The 22,293-nt window shown below is 40.9% G+C and carries 28 protein-coding genes; 22 read left to right on the forward strand and 6 right to left on the reverse strand.

The window, feature by feature from the left end; all coding sequences use genetic code 11:
- Positions 1-32: 32 nt before the first annotated feature.
- From ACK1LH_RS06055 to ACK1LH_RS06075, 5 genes are read left to right on the forward strand one after another with little or no spacing between them, the layout of a single operon-like run.
- Entirely contained in the window at positions 33-1,502 is a 1,470-nt protein-coding gene (locus ACK1LH_RS06055; protein WP_411334743.1) for a hypothetical protein, read from the forward strand.
- A 20-nt stretch (positions 1,503-1,522) separates the two neighbouring features.
- Positions 1,523-2,998 (forward strand): hypothetical protein, encoded by a 1,476-nt coding sequence (locus ACK1LH_RS06060; RefSeq protein WP_411334744.1) that lies wholly within the window; start codon positions 1,523-1,525, stop codon positions 2,996-2,998.
- On the forward strand, positions 2,991-3,953 hold the full coding sequence (locus ACK1LH_RS06065; protein ID WP_411334745.1) for a Gfo/Idh/MocA family oxidoreductase: 963 nt from the start codon (positions 2,991-2,993) through the stop codon (positions 3,951-3,953). The genes ACK1LH_RS06060 and ACK1LH_RS06065 overlap by 8 nt, the downstream gene beginning before the upstream one ends.
- Positions 3,938-4,894: a Gfo/Idh/MocA family protein gene (locus tag ACK1LH_RS06070; protein ID WP_411334746.1), complete on the forward strand. Its 957-nt coding sequence runs from the start codon at positions 3,938-3,940 to the stop codon at positions 4,892-4,894. Before ACK1LH_RS06065 ends, ACK1LH_RS06070 begins: the two co-directional genes overlap by 16 nt.
- A 45-nt stretch (positions 4,895-4,939) precedes the next feature.
- Positions 4,940-6,295, forward strand: a complete 1,356-nt coding sequence (locus ACK1LH_RS06075; protein WP_411334747.1) for a CDP-glycerol glycerophosphotransferase family protein — start codon at positions 4,940-4,942, stop codon at positions 6,293-6,295.
- Positions 6,296-6,300: 5 nt separating this feature from the next.
- On the opposite strand, the gene ACK1LH_RS06080 is transcribed toward ACK1LH_RS06075, so the two are convergent.
- Positions 6,301-7,182: a glycosyltransferase gene (locus tag ACK1LH_RS06080; RefSeq protein WP_411334748.1), complete on the reverse strand. Its 882-nt coding sequence runs from the start codon at positions 7,180-7,182 to the stop codon at positions 6,301-6,303.
- A gap of 178 nt (positions 7,183-7,360) precedes the next feature.
- Here ACK1LH_RS06080 and ACK1LH_RS06085 point away from each other — a divergent pair, with 178 nt between their 5' ends.
- Positions 7,361-7,786 carry an OsmC family protein gene (locus ACK1LH_RS06085; RefSeq protein WP_411334749.1) on the forward strand — a complete coding sequence of 142 codons (426 nt, stop codon included), beginning with the start codon at positions 7,361-7,363 and terminating at the stop codon, positions 7,784-7,786.
- A gap of 76 nt (positions 7,787-7,862) precedes the next feature.
- Here ACK1LH_RS06085 and ACK1LH_RS06090 read toward each other — a convergent pair whose 3' ends face one another.
- Together ACK1LH_RS06090 and ACK1LH_RS06095 are read right to left on the reverse strand one after the other, a co-directional pair.
- Positions 7,863-8,204 (reverse strand): DUF805 domain-containing protein, encoded by a 342-nt coding sequence (locus ACK1LH_RS06090; RefSeq protein ID WP_411334750.1) that lies wholly within the window; start codon positions 8,202-8,204, stop codon positions 7,863-7,865.
- A 101-nt stretch (positions 8,205-8,305) separates the two neighbouring features.
- Positions 8,306-8,665 (reverse strand): winged helix-turn-helix transcriptional regulator, encoded by a 360-nt coding sequence (locus tag ACK1LH_RS06095; protein WP_411334751.1) that lies wholly within the window; start codon positions 8,663-8,665, stop codon positions 8,306-8,308.
- Positions 8,666-8,839: 174 nt separating this feature from the next.
- Here ACK1LH_RS06095 and ACK1LH_RS06100 point away from each other — a divergent pair, with 174 nt between their 5' ends.
- The 3 genes from ACK1LH_RS06100 to ACK1LH_RS06110 all read left to right on the forward strand — a co-directional run bounded on the left by ACK1LH_RS06100 (position 8,840) and on the right by ACK1LH_RS06110 (position 10,703).
- Complete coding sequence (locus ACK1LH_RS06100; protein WP_411334752.1) at positions 8,840-10,048, forward strand: MFS transporter; 1,209 nt, start codon at positions 8,840-8,842, stop codon at positions 10,046-10,048.
- Between the two features lie 96 nt (positions 10,049-10,144).
- On the forward strand, positions 10,145-10,495 hold the full coding sequence (locus tag ACK1LH_RS06105; protein ID WP_411334753.1) for a DUF4181 domain-containing protein: 351 nt from the start codon (positions 10,145-10,147) through the stop codon (positions 10,493-10,495).
- Positions 10,496-10,511: 16 nt separating this feature from the next.
- A complete protein-coding gene (locus ACK1LH_RS06110) occupies positions 10,512-10,703 on the forward strand; it encodes a DUF1272 domain-containing protein (RefSeq protein ID WP_411334754.1) in 192 nt (63 codons plus the stop codon).
- Positions 10,704-10,716: 13 nt separating this feature from the next.
- Here the strand turns inward: ACK1LH_RS06110 and ACK1LH_RS06115 are convergent, their stop codons facing one another.
- Positions 10,717-11,265, reverse strand: a complete 549-nt coding sequence (locus ACK1LH_RS06115; RefSeq protein WP_411334755.1) for a hypothetical protein — start codon at positions 11,263-11,265, stop codon at positions 10,717-10,719.
- Here ACK1LH_RS06115 and ACK1LH_RS06120 point away from each other — a divergent pair.
- The 5 genes from ACK1LH_RS06120 (at position 11,236) to ACK1LH_RS06140 (ending at position 15,433) form a co-directional block, all read left to right on the forward strand.
- Positions 11,236-11,331 (forward strand): hypothetical protein, encoded by a 96-nt coding sequence (locus tag ACK1LH_RS06120; protein WP_411334756.1) that lies wholly within the window; start codon positions 11,236-11,238, stop codon positions 11,329-11,331. The two genes, ACK1LH_RS06115 and ACK1LH_RS06120, sit on opposite strands and share 30 nt — an antisense overlap.
- 176 nt (positions 11,332-11,507) lie before the next feature.
- A complete protein-coding gene (locus ACK1LH_RS06125) occupies positions 11,508-11,879 on the forward strand; it encodes a MerR family transcriptional regulator (RefSeq protein ID WP_411334757.1) in 372 nt (123 codons plus the stop codon).
- Between the two features lie 112 nt (positions 11,880-11,991).
- Positions 11,992-13,293: a hemolysin family protein gene (locus tag ACK1LH_RS06130; RefSeq protein ID WP_029282266.1), complete on the forward strand. Its 1,302-nt coding sequence runs from the start codon at positions 11,992-11,994 to the stop codon at positions 13,291-13,293.
- A 231-nt stretch (positions 13,294-13,524) separates the two neighbouring features.
- Positions 13,525-14,271, forward strand: coding sequence for a class I SAM-dependent methyltransferase (locus ACK1LH_RS06135; protein WP_411334758.1), 747 nt, complete (start codon positions 13,525-13,527; stop codon positions 14,269-14,271).
- A gap of 103 nt (positions 14,272-14,374) precedes the next feature.
- Positions 14,375-15,433: a bifunctional transcriptional activator/DNA repair enzyme AdaA gene (locus ACK1LH_RS06140; RefSeq protein ID WP_411334759.1), complete on the forward strand. Its 1,059-nt coding sequence runs from the start codon at positions 14,375-14,377 to the stop codon at positions 15,431-15,433.
- Positions 15,434-15,703: 270 nt separating this feature from the next.
- Here ACK1LH_RS06140 and ACK1LH_RS06145 read toward each other — a convergent pair whose 3' ends face one another.
- Positions 15,704-16,219 carry an SMI1/KNR4 family protein gene (locus ACK1LH_RS06145; RefSeq protein WP_411334760.1) on the reverse strand — a complete coding sequence of 172 codons (516 nt, stop codon included), beginning with the start codon at positions 16,217-16,219 and terminating at the stop codon, positions 15,704-15,706.
- Positions 16,220-16,591: 372 nt separating this feature from the next.
- On the opposite strand from ACK1LH_RS06145, the gene ACK1LH_RS06150 reads away from it, so the two are divergent.
- A complete protein-coding gene (locus ACK1LH_RS06150) occupies positions 16,592-16,969 on the forward strand; it encodes a VOC family protein (RefSeq protein WP_282035204.1) in 378 nt (125 codons plus the stop codon).
- Between the two features lie 110 nt (positions 16,970-17,079).
- Positions 17,080-17,544, forward strand: coding sequence for a hypothetical protein (locus tag ACK1LH_RS06155; protein ID WP_411334761.1), 465 nt, complete (start codon positions 17,080-17,082; stop codon positions 17,542-17,544).
- A 9-nt stretch (positions 17,545-17,553) separates the two neighbouring features.
- On the opposite strand, the gene ACK1LH_RS06160 is transcribed toward ACK1LH_RS06155, so the two are convergent.
- Positions 17,554-18,147, reverse strand: coding sequence for a TetR/AcrR family transcriptional regulator (locus tag ACK1LH_RS06160; protein ID WP_411334762.1), 594 nt, complete (start codon positions 18,145-18,147; stop codon positions 17,554-17,556).
- Positions 18,148-18,231: 84 nt separating this feature from the next.
- Here ACK1LH_RS06160 and ACK1LH_RS06165 point away from each other — a divergent pair, with 84 nt between their 5' ends.
- From ACK1LH_RS06165 to ACK1LH_RS06190, 6 genes are all read left to right on the forward strand, one after another.
- Positions 18,232-18,783 (forward strand): hypothetical protein, encoded by a 552-nt coding sequence (locus ACK1LH_RS06165; protein WP_411334763.1) that lies wholly within the window; start codon positions 18,232-18,234, stop codon positions 18,781-18,783.
- A 102-nt stretch (positions 18,784-18,885) separates the two neighbouring features.
- The gene (locus tag ACK1LH_RS06170; RefSeq protein WP_411334764.1) at positions 18,886-19,077 is read left to right on the forward strand and encodes a hypothetical protein; all 192 of its coding nucleotides are present in this window, start codon (positions 18,886-18,888) and stop codon (positions 19,075-19,077) included.
- A gap of 73 nt (positions 19,078-19,150) precedes the next feature.
- Positions 19,151-19,309, forward strand: a complete 159-nt coding sequence (locus tag ACK1LH_RS06175) for a hypothetical protein (protein WP_411334765.1) — start codon at positions 19,151-19,153, stop codon at positions 19,307-19,309.
- A 282-nt stretch (positions 19,310-19,591) separates the two neighbouring features.
- Positions 19,592-19,960: a DUF5082 family protein gene (locus ACK1LH_RS06180; protein WP_411334766.1), complete on the forward strand. Its 369-nt coding sequence runs from the start codon at positions 19,592-19,594 to the stop codon at positions 19,958-19,960.
- Positions 19,961-19,975: 15 nt separating this feature from the next.
- Positions 19,976-20,257 (forward strand): YwqI/YxiC family protein, encoded by a 282-nt coding sequence (locus ACK1LH_RS06185; protein ID WP_411334767.1) that lies wholly within the window; start codon positions 19,976-19,978, stop codon positions 20,255-20,257.
- A gap of 7 nt (positions 20,258-20,264) precedes the next feature.
- Complete coding sequence (locus ACK1LH_RS06190) at positions 20,265-22,280, forward strand: T7SS effector LXG polymorphic toxin (RefSeq protein WP_411334768.1); 2,016 nt, start codon at positions 20,265-20,267, stop codon at positions 22,278-22,280.
- Positions 22,281-22,293 lie beyond the last annotated feature (13 nt).

The raw sequence follows: 22,293 nt of genomic DNA on the forward strand, positions 1-22,293 counted from the left end.
TTTAAGGTAAAAGCTCTGGGAGGTAAAATCGGATGTTCGGAGAACTGGAAGTAAATGATTATCATATAATTAAATATTCTATGCTTTATGAGTTTTTTGACTATTTTTCTTCTATTAAACTACTAGGATTGCCGCTTGCACAATGTTTATCCAGGCTTTATCTTTTGCCTCATCTTCAGCCATTTGTTGATGGAAATTTAAAAAATCAAAAACTGATTGATGGTTTCCGCAAACAGCATCAATTTAAATCAATGGGAGATATCAATCAAAAGCTACTCTCCTTTGAAAAAATTGCTCCGGTCAAACTGGCTAAAAACAACAAGTCTATCCTTTTAGCTATTGATTATTTACCATTTGCTGCTGATCAACTAAGGGAGTATGAAATTACTCTTTATGGACTGCGTGAAACAGAGTTTCAAAAGCCGATACCAAAAACGTTTCAACGCTGTATCTTCAGGAATGAAATTCTTAAAATAAACAAGCAAACCATTGCCAGGCATCAGGCTGTATTGAAAAAGCAAGTAGATGAAAAATTAAAACAGCTCCCGAATCAAAATTATTTTAGTACACCAGCATTTAAAAAATGGCTTGGCGAAGCATGTATTACGATTATTAAATGGACAGTGATATTAGATCAGCTCATCCTGAAAGTGAAACCAGCTGTAATCATAAGTCCGTCTGAGGCGAGCATTTTCGGAACCATTCTTGGGCTGCTATCAAAAAAGTATCAAATTCCATTTGTTAACATGCCCCTTACCACGATTGGCGATCATATTTTTATCCCTTCAAGAGCCGATTATTATTTTGCTTGGGGAAAGGATCAAAAAGAATGGTTTATAAAAAGAATGGTGCCTGAAGAAAATGTTTTTGACACAGGGAACATCAAATTCTTTTATGACAGTAGAGTCATGGCAGGTTCTAAAGAAACGTTTTTGAACGACAAGAACATTCCAGAGCAATTTTTCTTATTGGGATATACCACGCAGCCGTACCTTAATACAAATGAACAAATTGAACAATGGATTTCCTCTGCAGCAGACCAAAGTTCATTTAAGTTCATCATAAAAAAACACAGAAATGATAAATATGATTATCCCATTTTGAAAAAGCAAAAGAACGTATTGATTTTGGAAGAAGGATATCCGTTATATGAATTTCTCCACCGTATTGATATGTTAATGACAATTGCTTCCACAACAGCGTTCGAGGGAGCACTTTTAGATAAAGCTCTGCTGATTCTGCAGCCTAAAATCCCCTATCATTATGTACTGAATCACAACAGCAATAACGCTTATTTTTCAGAAAAACATGCAGGTGAAACTGTAAAAAATGGAAAAGAATTTTTAAGGGTACTGAATAAACTTACCCATGATTCCAAATATCTAACGGATTTGAAAATACAGGCAGGTAATTTCAAACAAGATACCCTTGTTGATCCAGAAAGTACCCCAGCGTCGGTGAAAAAGAAACTTGCAGAAATTATGCACAAACACAATGGATAGAGGAGAGGGGATGACAGGTAATGTTTGGTGAAAACGAAGTAAATGATTATCACTTGCTGAAATATTCCTTATTGGATGATTTTTTTAAGTATTTCTCTTCCATTAACATTTTTGGAGTACCTCTTTCCCATTGCTTGGCAGGCCAGTTCTTGCTTCCGCATATTCAGCCATTTGTTGATTCAAATTTGATTAACCACAGTTTACTCGCAATTCTGCGGAAACAAAACCGTTTTTTAAAGATGAGTGACATTTATCAAGAACTGGGGAAAGAAGTTAAAATTCCCGCTGTAAAATTAAAAACCAACCGAAAAGCCATTTTGCTGTCAGATGAATACAGTGCTTTTGCTAGTGATCAGCTGCGTGAATTCGATGTAACGCTTTATGGAGTTGTTTCTAAGCCACAAGTCGGAATAAAACCTCCTAACTTCAAACATTACTACTTTAAAAACGTCTTAATGAAAGTGAATAATCAGGTAGTGAATAAGCAACAGAAACTGCTCGGACTTCAGATTGAAGAGGCACTAAAGCTTGTGCCCACTCACTATTATTTAAGCAGTCAGCATTTTAGACAATGGTTGTTAAAAGCATATAAGGGTGTTATAAAGTGGGTTTACATGCTTGACCAACTCATCCTTAAATCAAAGCCTGCCATTATCATATCTCCATCTGAAGCCAGTATTTTTGGGGCAATTCTTGGTTTACTCGCCAAAAAATACAAAATTCCATTTGTAAATATGCCTCTGGTCTTAATAGGAGATCAGCCGCTTATTCCATCTAGAGCCGACTATTATTTTGTATGGGGAGATAACCAGAAGAAATTTTTACAAAGCAGGAATATCTGTGAAACCAAAATTATTAAGACAGGTAACGTTAAATTTTATTATGAAAGAAAGCCTGCTGTTCTTACAAAAGATGCATTCATGAAAGCTTGGGAAATACCTGAAAATCACAAAGTTGTTGGTTTTACTACTCAGCCTTTTCCAAATACAAATGACCAGATTGAGCGATGGATAGATAGTGTTCCCAAAAACTTGCCTGTATCTTTCATTGTTAAAAAGCACAGGGCTGATCAGCATGAGTATTCAATCATTCAAAATAAAGAAAATGTAAAATTTGTTCCTGCAGATTATCCTCTTTATGAATTTCTGCATCATCTGGACGCATTATTGACCATTTCGTCTAATACAGCTATTGAGGCTGCACTTTTAAACAAACCTTTGTTCATTCTTCAGCCCAATATTCCTTACCATTATAAACTTAGTCATAATAAGCTCAATTCACATTTAGTGCAAGCAGAAGCAGGCGAAACAATTCTTGACGCAAATTCGTTAAAAGAGAATCTTAATCTTCTGGCATCTGATTATGAGTTTGTTGCCAATTTGGAGAAGAAGGCGCAAGCTTTTTTGAGCCATTCTCTGTCAGCTTACGAGGAGTCACCTGTCATAGTAAAGTCTATACTTCAGGAAATTATTGATAAGGATAGCAAAAATGTTTAATGTGCTGATAGTCGGCGGGGGAAATATTGGATTCAGACATTTTGAAGGATTGCTTTCATCAGGTTTGCCAATGAATATCTATGTAATCGATCCAGACCCAGAGGCATTAAATCGAATCAAGCATAAATTTCATGAGGCTGCTGTGAATGATATATCATGTCACCCGACAGAGTCCTTGACTGCCATTCCTGACAAGATTGATTTGTGTATCATCGCTACAAATTCCAAAGTCAGGTTAGAAGCAGTTGACCAGGTTTTAAAAAAAGCTTCCATTTCCTACCTTATATTAGAAAAGGTTTTATTTCAAAAAGAAAAGGACTATGACATCATGTCAAAGCTGCTTAAAGATCATCATGTCCTCGGCTGCTGGGTGAATTGTCCTTTAAGAACTCTTTCAATTTATCAAGAATTAAAAAAGAAGATAACGGCAAAGGTTAACATATCTGTCGACTACAAGCATTTTGGAATCGGCTGCAACAGTATTCATCAACTTGATCTACTCTCTTATCTGACAAATTCACAAGACATAATAGTGACAACAGATCAATTGGAGAGTGTTGTTGAAAGTAAGCGCAAAGGATACCTGGAAGTGGCGGGCACCTTAAAAGCAAGTACGAATCAGGGATCTATTCTAACCATTGTTTCAAATAGCCAATCGTCGGAAGAATACTGCATAACATTCACCTTTGATCATGAAAGATGGAAGGTGTTTCCTCTAAAGGAAACCTGCACGATTGAATTAATTCATACAAATACCCATTATGAAAAAGCCATTCAATATCCGAAGCAAAGCTGCCTCACATCAATAATTGCAAAAGATATTCTAGTATCGGGTGTGTGTTTGCTTCCGGATTATGAAACGTCCAAACAGCTGCACTTAGCAATGCTGGCAACTTTGAATGAATTTTTTTCAAAAGCACTTGGATATGAGGTGGAAGAATGTCCAATCACATGAATCACATCCTGCTGATTGGCTGCGGGACAATGGGGATGGAATATGCAAAAGTACTGAAAAAAAGGAAGCAGCCTTTTTATTCATATACTAGATCGGAGAAGACTGCAGCAAGATTTAAAGAACAAACGGGTTACGAAGCATACACAGGTGATTTTGAATCGTTTTTAGCAAACCACTCACAGCAGAAGGCAATTGTAGCTGTGCCGGTCCATCAATTAAAAGATACGGCTATGCTGCTGTTGAAAAGTGGAGTTAAGGAATTGCTCCTTGAGAAGCCTGGTGCTTCGAGCCTTAAAGAATTAAACGAAATCTCATCTGCAGCCGCTCACTTCCATGCCAGGGTTTACATTGGCTACAACCGACGGTTTTATGAATCTGTGCAAAGACTGCAGTCCATGGTGACGGAAGAAAATCCGATCCGCTCAATTCACTTTGATTTTACAGAGCTGTCCAAAAAAATCGAAGGCAGTGATATTTCTGAAGAATTAAAGGCTATTTGGCTCCTGGCAAATTCTTCGCATGTCATTGATCTTGCTTTTTTTCTTGCAGGAAGGCCTAAGTTAATAAAAGGATTTGTTTCGGGGCATATAGACTGGCATCCTGATGGAGCCATTTATACAGGCGCCGGGGAAACAGATCAAAACATTCTCTTTAGTTACCATGCCAACTGGATGGCTCCAGGAAGATGGGGAATTGAAGTTAGAACAGATGAAAGCACCTATATTCTACAGCCACTTGAAAAATTGTACAGAATGAAGCATGGCACTTTTTTGAAAGAAGAAGTTCCTATTGCCCATCAATACGATGAGACCTTTAAACCCGGCTTATATAAACAAGTGGAATCGTTTCTGACTGACAAGTCAAATCTGGTCAGTCTGGAAGAACAGTGCCGGAATGTAAAAGAGATTTATCTCTATTTGATGAATGGGAAATCTCTATAAGCTGGAAGTTTATATGTTGGAAAAGTTTAATGGAGAGGTGCTGATATGACTGATAAAGAGCATTCATCGTCAGGGGAAAACCATTATCCTGCGATAATTCAGAACAATCTTGAACTGCTTTACAGGCATGAAATTCTTGATCCAGTCAAGCATAAGCCTTCATATATTAATCGGGTGAAAATGAAAGAATTTAACGGAGATATTTTTAAGAATGAATGGTATATGGGAGATCTATTATTTATGTTCGGGTGCTATCGCAGAGATTATGAGCATCTTTTATTTCCAGTTGCCAATGCTCTCGCTGAAAAAGGTTTCCGGATTCATTTAATCGTTTATGATAAATCATCTCCCAATTTAGCCATGCTCTCTAAAAAAATCAATAAAATTTATTACAATACTTTTGTAAAGGAACACAACCTTTATACACGTGCTGCTTCATATTTTTCCAGATTCTATGAAAAAGAGCTGGCATCGTTTACGGCGATTTCAAAGTTAACGATTTCCCAAAAAAATAAACTGTATGCTTTTTACAAAAGGTATGCATTCGATAAACTGCTTACGGACCAGTTAATTGCTTTAATTAAGCCAAAATGTATTGCCGGAATTCATTTTATATTAACGCCTGGCTGCGTGGAATCCATTAAATCTGCACCATCTCCGATTTGCCTTTTATTATTGCAGCATGGGTTAATTTCGGCACACAAGGATAAGCCGCACGATTTTTGGGGAGCAGATCTAGTTTTACTATGGGGTCATTTTTTTCAGGAATTACTAAATAGGAAAAAAGAGATTCCAAGTTCAGTTGTTCTTGGAAATCCTAAATTGGAGCATGTCCTGACAGCAGTCAAAGCAAAAAAAATCAGCAGGAAAGACAGCTTTCATATTCTTTATATTTTTACAGGCTCTCCTAAAGAGGATTTCAACGTAAGAAATGTGTCTCTTTTTATAAAAAGTATCAGGCCCTTAAAGCATTTGAAGGTGCTGTATAAACTGCATCCAAACTCTAAAAAGTCAGATTGCAGGTTTTTAATTCAAAAAGGTCTGATAAAAGAGAGAGAAATTATTACACATACAGATTTATATGAACTGATTGTTCAATCTGACCTCATAATCGGGGATTATTCTACTGCAATCTTTGAGGCAGCAGCTCTAAACAGACCTGTCATCCAAATCTATCAAAAAAATTATCCGGAAGAGTACGTAAGGTTTCCGTCCGTTCACTCAGCCTCAGAACTAACGTCAATCATTAAAAAAATGCAAACAAACCCGCAATTCTGTCAGCAATGGGTCGAAAGGAATAAAAAGCAGATCCTTGAACTGTTTCATCAGATTGAAGGTTCAATCGATCGGATTTCATCTTATTTAGCACATTTACTGAATGGAAATTCAAAACTTTTCTAGCAGAATTAAAAAGGAATCTTAAACGTCTCCATATACCAGTCATCATCATACTTCCTTTTTTTTTCATAAAGAACCCGTTTCAGATCAATATCGCTTTTTTCAAGCACAGCCATCAGTTTATCTTCCTGGCTGAATTTGACCAATTTCCTGCATTTTTCAATCCGTTCTTTACTGAAGTGGAGATGTGCCATACGCAGAAGATTGTAATTTACATGATTCCAGCTCAGCTTAAATGGCGGTGAGCTCTGTCTGAATACATGCAGGACTTTTACTGCAGGGACAATATAACAGCGATAGCCGAAAAGCCAGAGTTTGAGGGATATCTCTTCATCTTCCCGTCCCCAAACTTGAAATCCCCTTTCAAATCCATCAATATCTTCAAACGCAGCTCGGGTGACAGCTAAGCATCCTCCTGCAAGCAGAGGAGAAGGAAATGGTTCGTTTTTTCCTTCTTTTCTCCATTCAATTTCAAGTTGTTTATTCCATCTAATTCCATAGCCTACACGGGCTGGCCGTTTTGAATCGCCAATCCCGGGATTAACGGCATCAGCTGTTCCCTGCAAAAGGGGCTCAATCAGTTTTTCAAGCCAGTAATGTTCAAAGAAAACATGCGCATCGCAAAAAATAAAAATTTCCCCATTCGCAGCATCAGCTCCGGCATTACGGGCATTGGCTGCCCCGAGCCCGGAGGTCCGCACCAATTTAATGCGAGAATCTTTGGATTGAAACAGAAAGGAGCAGCATCCATCATCTGAAAGATCATCAACGACAATGATTTCAAATGGACAGTTTGTTTTGCTGTTTAAAGCAGATTCAATAGTGTTCTTAATATGAATTCCTTCATTTTTAACTGGCATAATAATGGAAACCAGAGGTTTTTCCAACATGATTCACACCCTTTTGGTTAGGAGAATATCTTTTTTAACCTATGCAGGAATTTCATATCGGTTCATTAAAACAGAGATAGGCCATTTTTCTGCATGCTATTGTATGGATAAAACCCTTATAATTTAAAAGAAGCACGAGAATAGTAAGAAAGAGTGTAAGTGGAAGGAGCTGTCAGTCGTGAATACAACAATTAAATGGACTGGAAATATGAGCTTTTCAGGAACCTCGCCATCCGGTCATGAAGTGAAAATGGATGGTCCAAAAGAAGCGGGAGGAGAAAACTCTGCACCAAGACCAACAGAGCTATTGCTTCATGCCGTTGCCGGCTGTACAGGGATTGATATCATCAGCATCCTGCAGAAAATGCGCCTCAATCCGTCCTCGTTTGAAATGGATCTCACCGGCACACGGGCAGAGGACCATCCAAAACGGTTTACAGCCATCACTATTCATTACAAACTGGAAGGCGATCTTCCTGAAGAAAAAGTGATCAGGGCCATTCAGCTTTCCAAAGATAAATATTGTTCTGTCTCACAATCCCTCAATGCTGAAATCACAGCTGAGTACTCGATTAACGGAATAAAGGGCAGCAAGACCATGTAAAAAAGCGAAATCCTGAAAAATGGATTTCGCTTTTTATTGTTCTGAAAGCGGAGCTAAACAGGCGCTTCCGCTTTTCTTATTTTGGGCTTGGCCCGTATTTATTTGCTCCAGGCTCACTGTCCAAGCAGTTGAAAACAAGCAGGACAATTCCGCCGATAACCGGGATAAGGCTGATAAGCAGCCACCAGCCGGTTTTGCCGACATCATGAAGTCTGCGCACAGCAACACCAAGTGAAGGCAAAAGAACAATAAGAGAATAAATAATAACTAAAACAGACGGGAGTCCGATCATAAGTTCAACCATTGTTAAAAGCATGGTTACGATAAAATTGAATAAAAAGAACATCCAGTATTCCTTACGTCTTGCACGGCCTTGAAACACCGCATATTTCTTAATAACGTCTAGATACCAATGCATGTGATTTCCTCCTTTCTCAAAAAATTGAACGACTTATTAAATATACCATTTTGTTCTGACTTGAGAAGCAAAAAAAGCGAAATTCCCGAGTGGAATTCCGCTTAGTTATTCAAAATGCTTTCTTCAAGCACCGCTGATTTATCACCGTATACCTTCGTAATGTGATTTTCTCCCCAGGCGCAAAGGGAATCCAGAATGCTTTGCAGGCTCCAGCCATATTCACTCAATTCATACTCGACTTTCGGAGGTACTTCCGGATGGACAATCCGGTTAATCACGCCGTCGTCTTCAAGCTCGCGCAGCTGCTGTGTGAGCATTTTTTGCGTAATGTTCGGCATCAGCTTTTTCAGCTCATTTGTCCGTCTCTTGCCGTGGGTCAAGTGACAGAGAATGACGCATTTCCACTTGCCGCCGATAATCTCAAGAGTTGCTTCAACGGGAATGTTGTATTTCTTCTCCATATAAATCCTCCTATCTAATAGGCACCAAAAAGTGCCTACCTAACTTTTTAGTTCCTACAGCACTTGAAAGTACGTACTTTTCTTTATGTTCGATATATCTCATAATAACATTTGCCGGCTGATCTTTACCATACACGTTTTAAAATAAATATCAATTACCAGGAGGAGAAATACATGAGCTTAGATAAAAAAAGAAGTATGTGGGCGCTGCTTGCTCTTGCAGTCAGTGCATTTGCCATTGGAACAACGGAGTTTATCAGTGTCGGCCTGCTGCCGATGATTGCAGAGGATTTAAATATCCCGGTTACAACCGCAGGATTGACCGTCACCCTTTATGCGGTTGGAGTCATGTTCGGGGCACCGGTTTTAACATCATTAACCTCGAATATGTCACGTAAGACGCTATTACTTTGGATTATGATTGTCTTTATTCTTGGAAACAGTCTTTCAGCCGGAGCTTCAAGCATTGAAATGCTTCTTGCCGGGCGCGTAATTGCGGCGCTGTCTCATGGTGTGTTCATGTCAATCGGTTCAACGATTGCAGCGGACCTTGTTCCTGAAGACCGACGAGCAAGTGCCATTTCGATTATGTTTACAGGCCTTACCGTCGCAACAGTAACAGGCGTTCCATTCGGAACCTTTATCGGCCAGCAGTTTGGATGGAGACTTGCATTTATTGTCATTATTGTTATTGGTATTCTTGCTCTCATTGCAAACAGCATTCTTGTTCCATCTAACTTAAAAAAAGGCAACCGCACAACGTTTGGCGATCAGCTGAAGCTTGTGAAAAACGGACGTCTGCTGCTTGTCTTTTTAATAACAGCCCTTGGATACGGCGGAACCTTTGTCGTCTTCACGTATCTTTCACCGCTTCTTGTTGAAGTGACTGGTTTTAAAGAAGGCACCGTTGCCGTTATTCTGCTTGTATACGGAATTGCCATTGCCATCGGAAACATGATCGGCGGAAAGCTTTCCAATAAAAATCCGATCAAAGCCCTTTTCTATATGTTTATCGCACAGGCTATTGTTCTATTTGTCCTGACACTTACAGCACCATTTAAAATTGCAGGTTTGATCACCATTTTAGTTATGGGACTGTTCGCCTTCATGAACGTTCCAGGTCTTCAGGTTTACGTCGTAATGCTTGCAGAACGCTTCGTGCCAAGCGCCGTGGACGTAGCATCGGCCATCAACATTGCTGCATTTAACGCAGGAATTGCCATCGGCGCCTTCCTCGGAGGCATCATTACAGACTCCATCGGCCTGATTCACACAGCATGGATCGGCGGTGTAATGGTCGCCGGAGCTGTCATCCTTACTGGATGGAGCCGTGCTCTTGAAAAGAAAGATCAAAAGGTTCAAGGCCATAAGATGGCTGGATAAGCAATGACGCTCAGGGCATAGGCCCTGGGCGTTTTTTAAGTAAAAAAGCACCCATTCATAAGTTGAAAGGAATATAATGGAATGGGAGGTGTTTGTATGCTGAAAGGATTGCTTTTTTTTGCAGGCGTCATCATGGTCGGAACGCTGTCTGAGAACTTATTAAGAAGAAAGCTGGACATACCAAAAACAAAGGGGCTCATCTACAGGGGCGTCAGCACATTACATCGATGGACAGAGAGAATCATGCTGCTCATTTACATCATATGCTTAATGATTTTTGACTTTTCTATGGGATTGTTTTTAGCATTTATTATTCTTTTCTTTGCTTTCAGAACTTATATGGAATGGAGATATGAAAGAGAGAAAAAGGAGTATCTGATCACGATGCATTTTGTTACCGTCTTTCCTTTGCTTATCGCAGGTGGTTATAAAATGAATATATTTTAAAATGGGGGAGAGCTGAATGACTTTAGAAATGAAAACATCTTGTCAAAGGTGTACAGAAGACCTGACAAACACTTTCTCTGCCTACATCTGTACGTACGAATGCACATTTTGCCACGAGTGTACGGAAGAAATGGAATTTGTCTGCCCGAATTGCGGCGGTGAACTTGTGAAGCGGCCGAAAAGCGGGAAGGTGAGAGGTGTTCATTAAAACGGTAAACACCCTATTCTCCTGTAAAAGCAATTTGATGAACCTTCACTTTTTGCAGAAACAAACTGTAATTCGCTGTAAAGTGTTTGTCTTTTAATAAGGAGACACTCTCTCCGTCTTTGAATTCAATTTCAATAATAGAGGGTTCTCCTTTTTCCTTGGACAAATGAAAAACAGCGCTCTCCACTTCATCCCATGTGTATTGGTGCTGTTCGATTCCTCCGCTGTAGGAAATTCCTTCATCACTGAGCTGTTTATGCTGAATGGCTCCGAATGTAAAAGGCACAATGCTGAGAAAAACAAGTATCAATCCTGACATAATAGAGGTACGATCCGCTTTTCTGAACGCAGCAATCAAAGCGGCAAGTGCCCACATCAGAAATCCGGTTCCATACAAAAGGTACGTTTCAGCAGAAAGCTGGATAAACCACGTCAGATTTGTGGCATAAAGCACGTCGGCGACCATAAAAGGGAAGAGGATTGAAGAGTAAGGAATTAAAATAAGAATGAGAAAACCAATGACTCCAAATACATGTTTCTTTTCATAGTTCTTGTAGTTCATAGTCACGTCCTCCTTGTCTTAAAGAAGTATACGCAGAAGAGCCCGTTAAAGTTTCAGAATAGTTAAATATAAATATTCTCATTATAAAAAATAATTAAAGCAAGGAAAGGAACAGACTTTTTGACAATTTTGCGAAGTCTGTTCCTTTTGGTTGTAATCATAAACTGTCACACATATAATAAAACCATCACGTTACGGTTGGGGGGGGTTGACTTGGGGCTGAGAAACTGAAAATTGGAGAATTGGCTGAAATTACCGGAGTGACTAAGCGGACAATTGACTATTATACGACACTGGGATTACTTAAAGCGGAACGTTCTCCTTCAAATTACAGGTACTATGATCATTCCTCTATAGAACGAATTGCTTTTATTGAAAAATGCAAAGCAGAAGGGCATTCTCTTGAAGAGATTAAGAAAAAGGTTATCAGCCGTTTTTCGGAGGAAGTGGATGTGCTTGAGCTCCGCCTTAAAATACAGGGGCTGGAACAGGATGTCACAAAAGCACTCGAACAGCTGAAAGAGTCAGATCCTGAAAAGTATGAGAGTCTCAAAAAGAATATTTCAAGTGAAAGCTTATCCTTAATTCAGTCATTGCTTCTGCTGCTGCATTAAATTTTTCAAAAAAAAAAGTTGGTATTAAAAAAGTGCTTAATGCAGGTCCTTTTAGCGCTGAAACAAAAACTATTATTGGAGGTGTAGGTCTTACCCCGTGTAAGACTGCTCGTTGACAACCATAAATCTTTTATTAATTGCATTATTGATTGCACTGACTGCATTTTTCGTTGCGACGGAATTTGCCATTGTTAAGGTCCGAAGTTCAAGAATTGACCAGCTGATTGCAGAGGGCAAAAAAGGCTCGCTTGCAGCAAAAAAAGTCACAACACACCTTGATGAATACTTGTCTGCCTGTCAGCTTGGAATCACCATAACAGCACTCGGGCTTGGGTGGCTTGGAGAGCCGACAGTTGAGAAACTCCTGCACCCATTGTTTGAACGATTTGATATAAACGAAACGATGACCCATATTCTTTCGTTCGGTATTGCATTTGCGATTGTCACTTTTCTTCACGTCGTTATCGGCGAGCTTGCTCCGAAAACGGTAGCAATTCAAAAAGCCGAAGCGGTAACACTTGTATTTGCGACTCCAATCATCTGGTTTTACCGTCTCATGTTCCCATTTATCTGGTTCCTGAACGGTTCAGCAAGAATTCTGGTTGGTCTGTTCGGTTTGAAGCCTGCTTCTGAGCATGAAGAAGCGCACTCTGAGGAGGAGCTTAGAATTCTCCTTTCAGAGAGCTATAAAAGCGGAGAAATCAATAAGAACGAACTGAAATATATGAATAATATCTTTGCGTTTGATGAAAGAGTCGCAAAAGAAATCATGGTTCCAAGAACGGACATTGTATCTATTTCAATAGATGACTCTTTTGAAAACATTTTTGAGATTGTCAAAAATGAAAACTACACACGTTATCCGGTTGTTGACGGGGACAAGGATAACATTAAGGGCTTCATTAATATCAAAGAACTGCTTACAGCTGCAGTCATGACCAAGCAGGAACCGCACACTTTAAAAATCGCCGACTACATTAATCCTGTCATTAATGTAATTGAAACCATCGCAATCCACGATCTTCTTGTAAAAATGCAGAAAGAGCGTACACACATGGCCGTGCTGATTGACGAATACGGAGGTACTTCAGGGCTTGTGACAGCTGAAGATATCTTAGAAGAGATCGTCGGGGAAATCAGAGATGAATTCGATGAAGATGAGGTTCCCGAGATCCGCAAGCTTAACGAAGGACACTACATCCTGGATTCAAAACTGTTGATTGAAGATGTCAATACATTGCTTGGAACAACCTTTAATACGGAAGAGTTAGATGTCGATACAATCGGCGGATGGTTCCTCACTCATCATCTTGATGCTGAAACCGGAACCGAAATCGAAGCAGAGGGCAATTTGTTTAAAGTCTTTGAGAAAGACGGAAATCAGCTTCGCTACTTGGAAGTAATTAAATCTTAATCAAAAGAACCAGTCCATTCCATTGGACTGGTTCTTTAATGTCTGGATTTATTAAAAAATATGAATTGTGCAAATCCATTCCTTTTGCCATAATTTTAGTAACAAAACGTTTAAACAGACAGGAGATTAACATGAACCCATTTAATCACGAACGATAACAACGCTTTGCATTAATCAGAGGTCCTCCCCAAATCATTGGATAAGCCATAAAAATGACAAGGAGGAAACAGAATGAAATTTGAAGAGTATATGAAAGAAGTGGAAAGACCCTTCACAGGATGGGACTTTTCCTTCATCACAGAAACCGGAAGAATGCAGAGCGGTCTGCTCTCATGGTCTTACGGCAGCATGGCGCAATCCCTTATTTCTGATGCAGTATCGATGCTTGACATGGGTACAGGAGGCGGTGAATTTTTATCAAAACTGCAGCCGTTCCCTGCATCTGTTACTGCAACAGAAGGATATGAACCGAACATTTCGGTCGCCAAAAACAAACTTGAGCCATTGGGCGTGACCGTTGTTCCCGTTGATAACGATGCAGAACTTCCTTTTCCTGACGGGACATTCGATTTGATCCTGAACCAGCATGAATCCTTTGCCCCTGAAGAAGTCAGCCGCATCTTAAAAGAAGGAGGACTCTTCCTGACACAGCAGGTTGGCGGTCTGGATTGTCTTGGAATAAATGAGGCTCTTGGTGTGAAGCCAAATGAGGAATATCTTCAGTGGAATCTTTCAAATGCCTTGCATGGACTAGAAGAAGCCGAATTTACTATTCTGTTTGCAAAAGAGGAGCATCCTTCTCAGCGTTTTTATGACATTGGGGCTCTCATCTATTATTTAAAGGCGATTCCTTGGCAGGTTCTGGATTTTGCCCCTGATCTTTTCAAAGAGCGGTTACTCATGATTCATAATGAGATTGCAGAAAAAGGCTATTTCGAAGTGAAGCAGCACAGGTTTGTGGTTAAAGCTAGGAAATGAACCTTTAGTGTGAAAAAAATTGATGTTCATTTTTCTGGTTTTCGAGTCGTTTCCTTTTGTTAAGATACTAGTACCATTAGTCTTTATAAAGGAGAAAAACCAAATGATCCACGATCAAAAAATGATTGATCACTACTACAGCATGCTGGTTGAGAAAAATTCATCGTACGAGGGGACGTTCTTTGTCGGGGTAAAAACAACGGGCATCTTTTGCAGGCCGACATGTCCTGCGAAAAAGCCTTTAAAAGAAAACTGCGAGTTTTTCAAAACAGCTCAGGAAGCAGCGCTTGCTTCATACAGACCCTGTAAGAGATGTCATCCGCTAAGCACGCCGAGCACGCTTTCGCCTGAAGTGAAAAAACTCGTTGCTGCTATTGAGGAAAATCCTCAGCGAAAGTGGACAGACAAAGATTTTGATGAGCTGTCTATTACTGCACATACAGCCAGACGGCAATTCAAGAAACAGTTCGGCATGACTTTCATCGAATACGCGCGTTCAAGGCGTCTCGGGATGGCCTTCCAGCACATCCGAAACGGAAAACCGTTGATTTACACTCAGTTGGACAGCGGCTATGAGTCAGGAAACGGCTTCCGCGATGCCTTTGCCAAAACAATGGGTGCGGTCCCTAAGAAAAACAGGGACATCCGGCTGTTCACAGCAAAATGGATTGAAACCAAGCTTGGTCCAATGGTTGCTGTCGCGGATGAAGAAGTGCTGTATCTAGTTGAATTTGTTGACCGCCGGGGATTGGAAAAAGAACTGGAGAACCTTAGGGCAAAGCATACTGCAGCCATCGTTCCAGGGACCAATTCGGTTCTTGAACAGATCGAAGGTGAGCTGAACGATTACTTTGAGGGAAAATGTCTTACTTTTGAAACACCTATCTATTCAGAAGCGGGCTCTGAATTTCAGCGAAACGTATGGAGATTGCTGAGAGAAATTCCGCCCGGTGAAACGATCAGCTACAAGGAGCTAGCTGTTCAGGCAGGCAATCCGAAAGCTTACAGAGCCGTCGCGCGGGCGAACGGCGCTAACCAGCTTTGCATTCTGATTCCATGCCATAGAGTCATTGCTTCTGACGGCGGACTTGGCGGTTACGGAGGCGGAATTCAGCGAAAAGCATGGCTTCTTGAATGGGAGAGGGAGCAATCGGATATCTAACTGGACAGCTAGCTATATGTAGGTGCAGGGACAACATCACCGGAATTTTTTATCCTGGGAATTTAAATCAGTAACACTTCTCATAAAAATAATGTACCACACAAATGTTGAGTGGGAAGATGGGTACAAGTGTTATTACATTTGTTCTGCCTTTAGGTTTAGTAGAATTCTTCAAATCCTTACCCTAAAATAGAAAAAGGTGAATTTGAGCAAATGCCCAATTTCACCTTTTTCATTATTCGAAGCTATGAATCCTGGTAATTTTTACAATTAATGCCAGAAAACCTCGCCATTATGCTCAACATACTTCTCTAAAAAACGCTCAAAATTATAACTAATTGGCAGCACTTCAATGAATTCAAGCATATTTAAGTAATTATGTGATCCCCTTAATGCTTTTTCAGGATCAATACACAGATAGCAATCTTCAAGTAGATGCCCTATTAGAATACCTGCTCCATTAAATGGCTCTACATTTTTCACTTTAGATTTAACCTCACTGATTTCATCTAGACTAAATAGATGGAGGCCACCTCCTGTTATTTTGCCATTATCATCTACAAATCTATACATTTCAGCACCGTTATGCTGCACAAGGAAATCCTTGTAATCTACAGGCAATATAATATTATTTACCTGTTCAAAAACATTTATTTCTTGTGTGGATGCAGGTTTATTGAATTCTATTTTTAGAATATAAAATTCACCATCAATTTTAACTTGTGTTTCTCCTTTGTAATTTACCGAATGCTTAATACTTTTTAATACATTATCAATATAACTCAAGTCTAGCATCCTCCTAAACTTTGTTTTAATGCACGACCTAGATTTTTAGATGAAGGTTGGTCTCGACTGGTACTTTCTCTAAAATTTGCTATTGATGGTTTCCACATTACTTACCAGTTTCTCCTTCATTGTCTGAGAAATTTTCGCGGGTAAATTTGTTTGGTAAAGATAAATTGGAAGGCGTTTGGGAATTTTCAAGTGAATGCAGCAATTCAGCAAGTAAAGGCTCTGTATTTTCAACTAAAAGAAGCATTTACTCAAGTAAACCACTGAAAAGTGCAACTAACTGACGTTGACATCTCCAATGAATAGCTTTAGCTTATACCTATGGAAGAAATTAGCTAATCTTAAAGCGGAGAGAGGTCTGTGCAAATGAACTTATCGATGAAATACGTCATTCTGTATGTAACTGATGTTGAAAAATCAATGAAGTTCTACCGTGATCAACTTGGTTTGAAGGTGAAAATGCAGCAGGGGACGTATGTTGAGTATGACACCGGGGCGACGACTTTATCGATGAATACGCGTGATTCTGTGAGGGAACTAATTGGACTGGACATGCCCGAGACCGATGCGCCCCAGAGCTTTGAAGTTGGATTTACCGTTGAGAATGTTGAATCAACAATTGAAAAGCTGCGCAGCGCCGGCGTACCTGTAGTAAAGGAACCGACAGTCAAACCATGGGGACAAACGGTCGCCTATGTAACAGATCCGGACGGTCATTATATTGAAATTTGCACGGCTATGTAACAAAAAGAGCGGTCACTGACAATTCAGCGGCCGCTCTTTTTGTTCTATACCCGAATGATTTTCCAGGGATAGGAAAGATTAAACCTATCAATCCTGTGAGGAGAAACGGTATGCTCAATGACTTTATCATCTGGTCGTCGTTTATTGTTCCATGGCTGTCACTGTTTTTCTTGGACAAGCAAACCATCAAACGGTTCATGCCGGTCGCCATCTTTGCATCGCTCCTTGTAACGGTGCAGAACGAGCTCGCCTATACCTACAAGTGGTGGGTGGTCAAAGAAACCATCCTTCCGCAAATTATTACATACTTTCCGTTTGTGTTCGGAGCCTTTCTGGTGGGCACCATCTGGATTTTTTATTTCACCTTTGGAAATTTTAAGCTTTACTTGCTGATCAATCTTGTCATCGATGCCATGTTTGCTTTTCCCTTGAATGAGTGGTTTGAGAGCCTTGGCCTGTATAAGCTTGTGAACTATACAAACTGGAAGATATATTCGACCTTTACGCTCATGGCAGTGCTGATCTATCTCTATCAGCTCTGGCAGCAGGAGGTACTCAAGGGAGGACCGGAATAGCCCTCCCTTTTAAAACGTACAAATGGATTTCAAATGATACTGGAGCGCATCCATCATTTTCTGTTGCGGAAAAGAAGCAGGGTGCAGCAAGTGATGTATGGCAAGACCATCGACTAATACATGCAGCCTGACCGCTTCTTCATCCGGATTACACTCTTCTTTCAGCAGGCCAAGATTGACGAGCAGCTGAATGATGGCGCTGATCCCTTCTTTCATTTCCACATAAACATCTTCGCTTAGAGCACGCAGCTTTTCATCTACGAGTGTTTTGACGGAGAAAACGAGCCACACCTCCATTTCCAGTCTTCTCTCATCATCAATCGGAAGCAGCTCCGACAGGGCCTCTTTTATAAGGTCGATTGGATCCCCTTGGTACATTTTGGACATTGTCCGTTCTTTTACTCGTTCGGAAACAAGGTTCATGGAATATAAAAGCAGCTCAGACTGTGTGGAAAAGTAGTGCCTCAGGGCTCCCGCAGACAGTCCGGTCGCCTTTGCAATTTTCCGAACCGTCGCCTGCTCGATGCCTTCCTCGGCAATCACTTTCCACGTGGCTTCGGCTATTTGCTGTTTTCGTTTGTGATGATCAATTATTTTTGGCATGTCTTTATTATAACACAGTTGTATTATAAAAAACATTCTGCTACTATTAAATCATACACTTGTGTTAAATAAGGGGGAGCTTACTTGATTGGCTGGCTGATTATTGCATGTGAAATCGGATTTTGGGTCTTTGTTTTAGCAGGTTTGGCTACAAGGTATCTTTTGAAAAAGAAGAAACTTGGCGCATTTTTACTGATTTGTACACCGGTCGTTGACCTTGTGCTTCTGGCAGCAACGGTGCTGGATTTGAAAAATGGGGCAACCGCCAGCATGGTGCATGGAATTGCGGCGATTTATATAGGCGTAAGCATTGCCTATGGGCACAGCATGATTAAATGGGCGGACCGGCACTTTGCCTACAGATTTGCTGATGGAGAAAAGCCGCCGAAAAAAGCAAAGCACGGATCAGAACATGCAAAGCGTGAACGGGAAGGCTGGCTGCGGCATCTTCTGGCATGGGCAATCGGAGTGTTTTTCCTTGGGGCAATCATTTTCTACATTAACAACGGGCAGCAAACCGAGCAGCTGTTTAGAACATTGCAGATCTGGACGCTTGTTCTCGTCGTCGATTTTCTCATCAGCTTCAGCTACACTCTTTTTCCGAAAAAGATGGAGACGAAGGGAAGAGAGATGTAAATATAATTGGCGCACATTCTTCCTTGAATGGCGCCTTTTTTGCATGATACAAATTGTCGCTGGCATAGGCATAATTAAAAGCTTTAAAAAGGGCTGATCAATTTGAAGCGAAATCCATATGTTCCGCTCATTGCCGGACTGAGCCTGATTTTCTTCGTCTATGTGATCGTCACGACCATCAAGCATGTGAAAGTATATCTTGTCTACAGTTCGGGTCTCGGGCCGTTTATTCTTGGAGGGTTAATACTTACGGCAATATTGGTTCTGATTGTGAAGGGGAGCGGGTACAGGTAGTTTCTAAAAATGAAACTTTCTCTTACTGGAAACGTATATTCATTATACTTGTTTTCGGAAAGGAGACTGCTCTATGGCAAACACAGGGGACATAGTCTTTCAGCTTTTTATATTTGCTATGGTATTCGGCATCCTGTCACTTATTTTTAAATCTAGAAACACAACAAAGAAGCGGATCGATAAACTTGAACAAGAGATCATGGAGCTAAAATCAGATAAGCTGAAAAAATAGAACCATAAACTACTTGCAAAAACACCTGATTTTCTCCCAGCATCAGGTGTTTTGTTCATTTTACGGAGAAAAAGAAGATGAAATTGCGGTCCCGCTTTGCGGATTCTGATAAAAAACTGCGGTGTTTTTGGTAAGTCCATCACGTTAAGTGTTTGGGAGATAGGCAGTAAGACTCATTAAAAAACGTGTCGAATTTACAAACTGGGACTAATAGCTAATAGTTACGTTTGGTAAATAGTGTTAAAATTTTGAGAGGAAAATCTATACAGGAGGTGCAAACCTTTGTCTTTATCAGCCCAAAACGCAAAGCTGCGCGACTTGGAAGAAAAGCTTCAGCGGCTGCGCACATGCAGCAGTCAATTGTCCGATCATCAGTATGACTTTTTCAGCAGCCGGCATTTGGCGGCCGAACCGGAATTAACGTCTGATACGTGGTACGGTGAGCTGTCCAATGAGTTTACTAGAATTCGGGAAAACGACATACAGCCGGCACATGAGGAGATTCACATGTCTCAATTTCGTGATGTATTCCAGGTGCTGGATCAAAAAATCCAGCAGATTATGACGGAGATTAACCATGTAAAAGCAGCCATTGCCTCACTTGAAGCTGAAGAGCGAAGAGAAGCATTGCTTTCGGAAAAAACCCGGTAAAGGGAGAGGAACGGATTGGGAACGGAAATTAAAATCCATTACGGTGAAATAGAAGAAGCACTGGCTGCCATGAAATCAGCTATTCATGCCCTTCAGACTGATTTTCCGGCAGGCATCGGTGCAGGAAATGAACTGGAAGCGATAAAAAAGCTGAACGAGGTAAATGAAGCCTGTCAAAAAGCGATGGAAACTTATAAAGAATTGCTGATTCTTAACGCAGACGCAACCCGGCAATCGGTCGATCAGATGAAAAAAGCAGACGAACATCTTTCCGTTGCGATCGCCGGAGGAAGGTGAGGAACGGATGACACATGTACTTGATGCTGATGCCTTTCACTCGGCCATTGAAAAAACGAAAGAAAAAATAACGTCACAGACAGAGCAGATCCAGCAGCTTGAAACAGCGGTGAAGGGAATTATTGATCTCGAAGATGCCTTCAAAGGCGAAGGCGGGGAAGCGATCCGCTATTTCTATGAGAAACATCACCTCCCTGTCATGTCGAGCTACTCTGCCTTTCTCGCACACTATCAAACAACGCTCGACAGTATGAAAAAATCGCTTCATAACCTTGAGCCCTCCCGTTCAGGCTATATCCGCAGGAGTTTTCTTGACAAGCAGGTCGAGCAGGATTTAACCAGAGCGAGAGAGCGGACAAGCCAGCTGACAAACGAAGCGAACGCCACCATTAACAGAGTCGCTGACATCGTAGCACTGCCGAAAATAGACGACACCTTCTTCGCAGAAATGGTGGAGAAAGCGAGACGAGAAAAAAATCAAACGAGCGAACAGCTCTCAGAATTCGACCATCGCCAGGCTTCTCTCATGACGAACCTTGAGAATGAACTGCAGACGGTCGTAAAAAAAGTAAACGACTTGCAAAATCTCTTCCAGCCGGCTACTGTAAAAACAGATGGACAAGTCCAGGGCGCCAGCTGTGAAAAACCGGCTAACACGAATGTGAAAGAGGATAAAAATCTCCTCCAAATTATTGGAGATGTCTTTGTCGGAATCGCCGAAGGAATCTACCAGTTTGTCAAAGATCTCGTTGTCGGTCTCTTTGACCTGATCATAGCCATTTTCACAGATTTCCCTGGACTGGTCACGGGCATCATAAACGCCGTCATCAACATCGACGAAACCATCGGCGCCATGATAAGGGCCCTTGAAGCTGCATGGGAACGCGACGTCATCAACGGCGACGCCCGCAGCAGATCCCGGTTCTTCACCTATGGCACCCTTTCCATCGCCGCCACCTTTTTCACAGGCGGCCTCGACAAAGTCAGCAAAGCTGGCAAACTGAGCAAACTCGGAAAACTGGCTGAAGCAGAAAAACCAAAAAGCATTCCCTTCAACGTCATGGACACTGCAAAACTCAAAGACTACATGAAGGAAAACGTCATAAAAGAAGCCCACCGCTACAAAAAACAAATCAGCGACTTTGTCCAGTCCAACCTGTTCAAAACCATCGTCAACATGAAAGCCCTCAGCAACCAGGCAGCGGACATCTTCAGAAAAGCCAAGCATGTATTGAATCCTGAGAAGGTTAACATCCTTTTAAAGAGGACGTATGAGGATGTTGTGAAAGGGCCCCTTGTTTGGACGAAGATGGGTATGGGGCGGATGGTGGATGGGTTTTTAAATACGAAGATCAATAGTCGGGAAGCAGTTTTAGGTCCAGATACGCAGGACACTTTGCGAGATGCGTTTGAGAGCACTAAAGGGACTTTTATAAATGCTAAGGATACGATTGTTAAGGCTACGGAGAGTGTTGGGAAGATTGTAGGGGATGTAAGTGGTAAGATTGGTACTGTAATTAAGGGTACGGGTAATGTGAATTTAAGAAACATTGATGAGTTTATTGATGGTACCAAAACTTTTGACGATGTTGCTGATGATTTTGCTCGACTATACAGTGAAAAAATTCTAACGAACAAAACTTGGTCTTGGAATAAGTCATTTCATGGTGGAGAGTATTTAACTGCCCGCCAGCGAAAATTGATAAAGGAAAAAGCAATTGCAGATGGCCTGATTCCGAATGTAAATGTTATTAAAGCAGATGGAATGAGGTATGGTTTTGCAGATTTCAAGAGTGCTGGACTTGTGGTAGAGACTAAAGATCTACCAGAAAGTCTCTGGTTAAAGTCTGACGAGGCACAATTTGAATGGCTAGATAACTTAATTGGAGGAAGACCAGATGGTATGACATGGCACCATACTGAAGTACCAGGTAAAATGGAGCTAGTACCTTTTGGAATCCACAATATAACTATTCATAATGGTGGCAGATCTACTGGAATGTGGGCAGATGCTCCGAGATAGCTAGTAAAGAAAG

Origin of the sequence: Metabacillus indicus (assembly GCF_046603695.1) — a bacterium.
GTDB classification, from domain to species: domain Bacteria; phylum Bacillota; class Bacilli; order Bacillales; family Bacillaceae; genus Bacillus_P; species Bacillus_P indicus.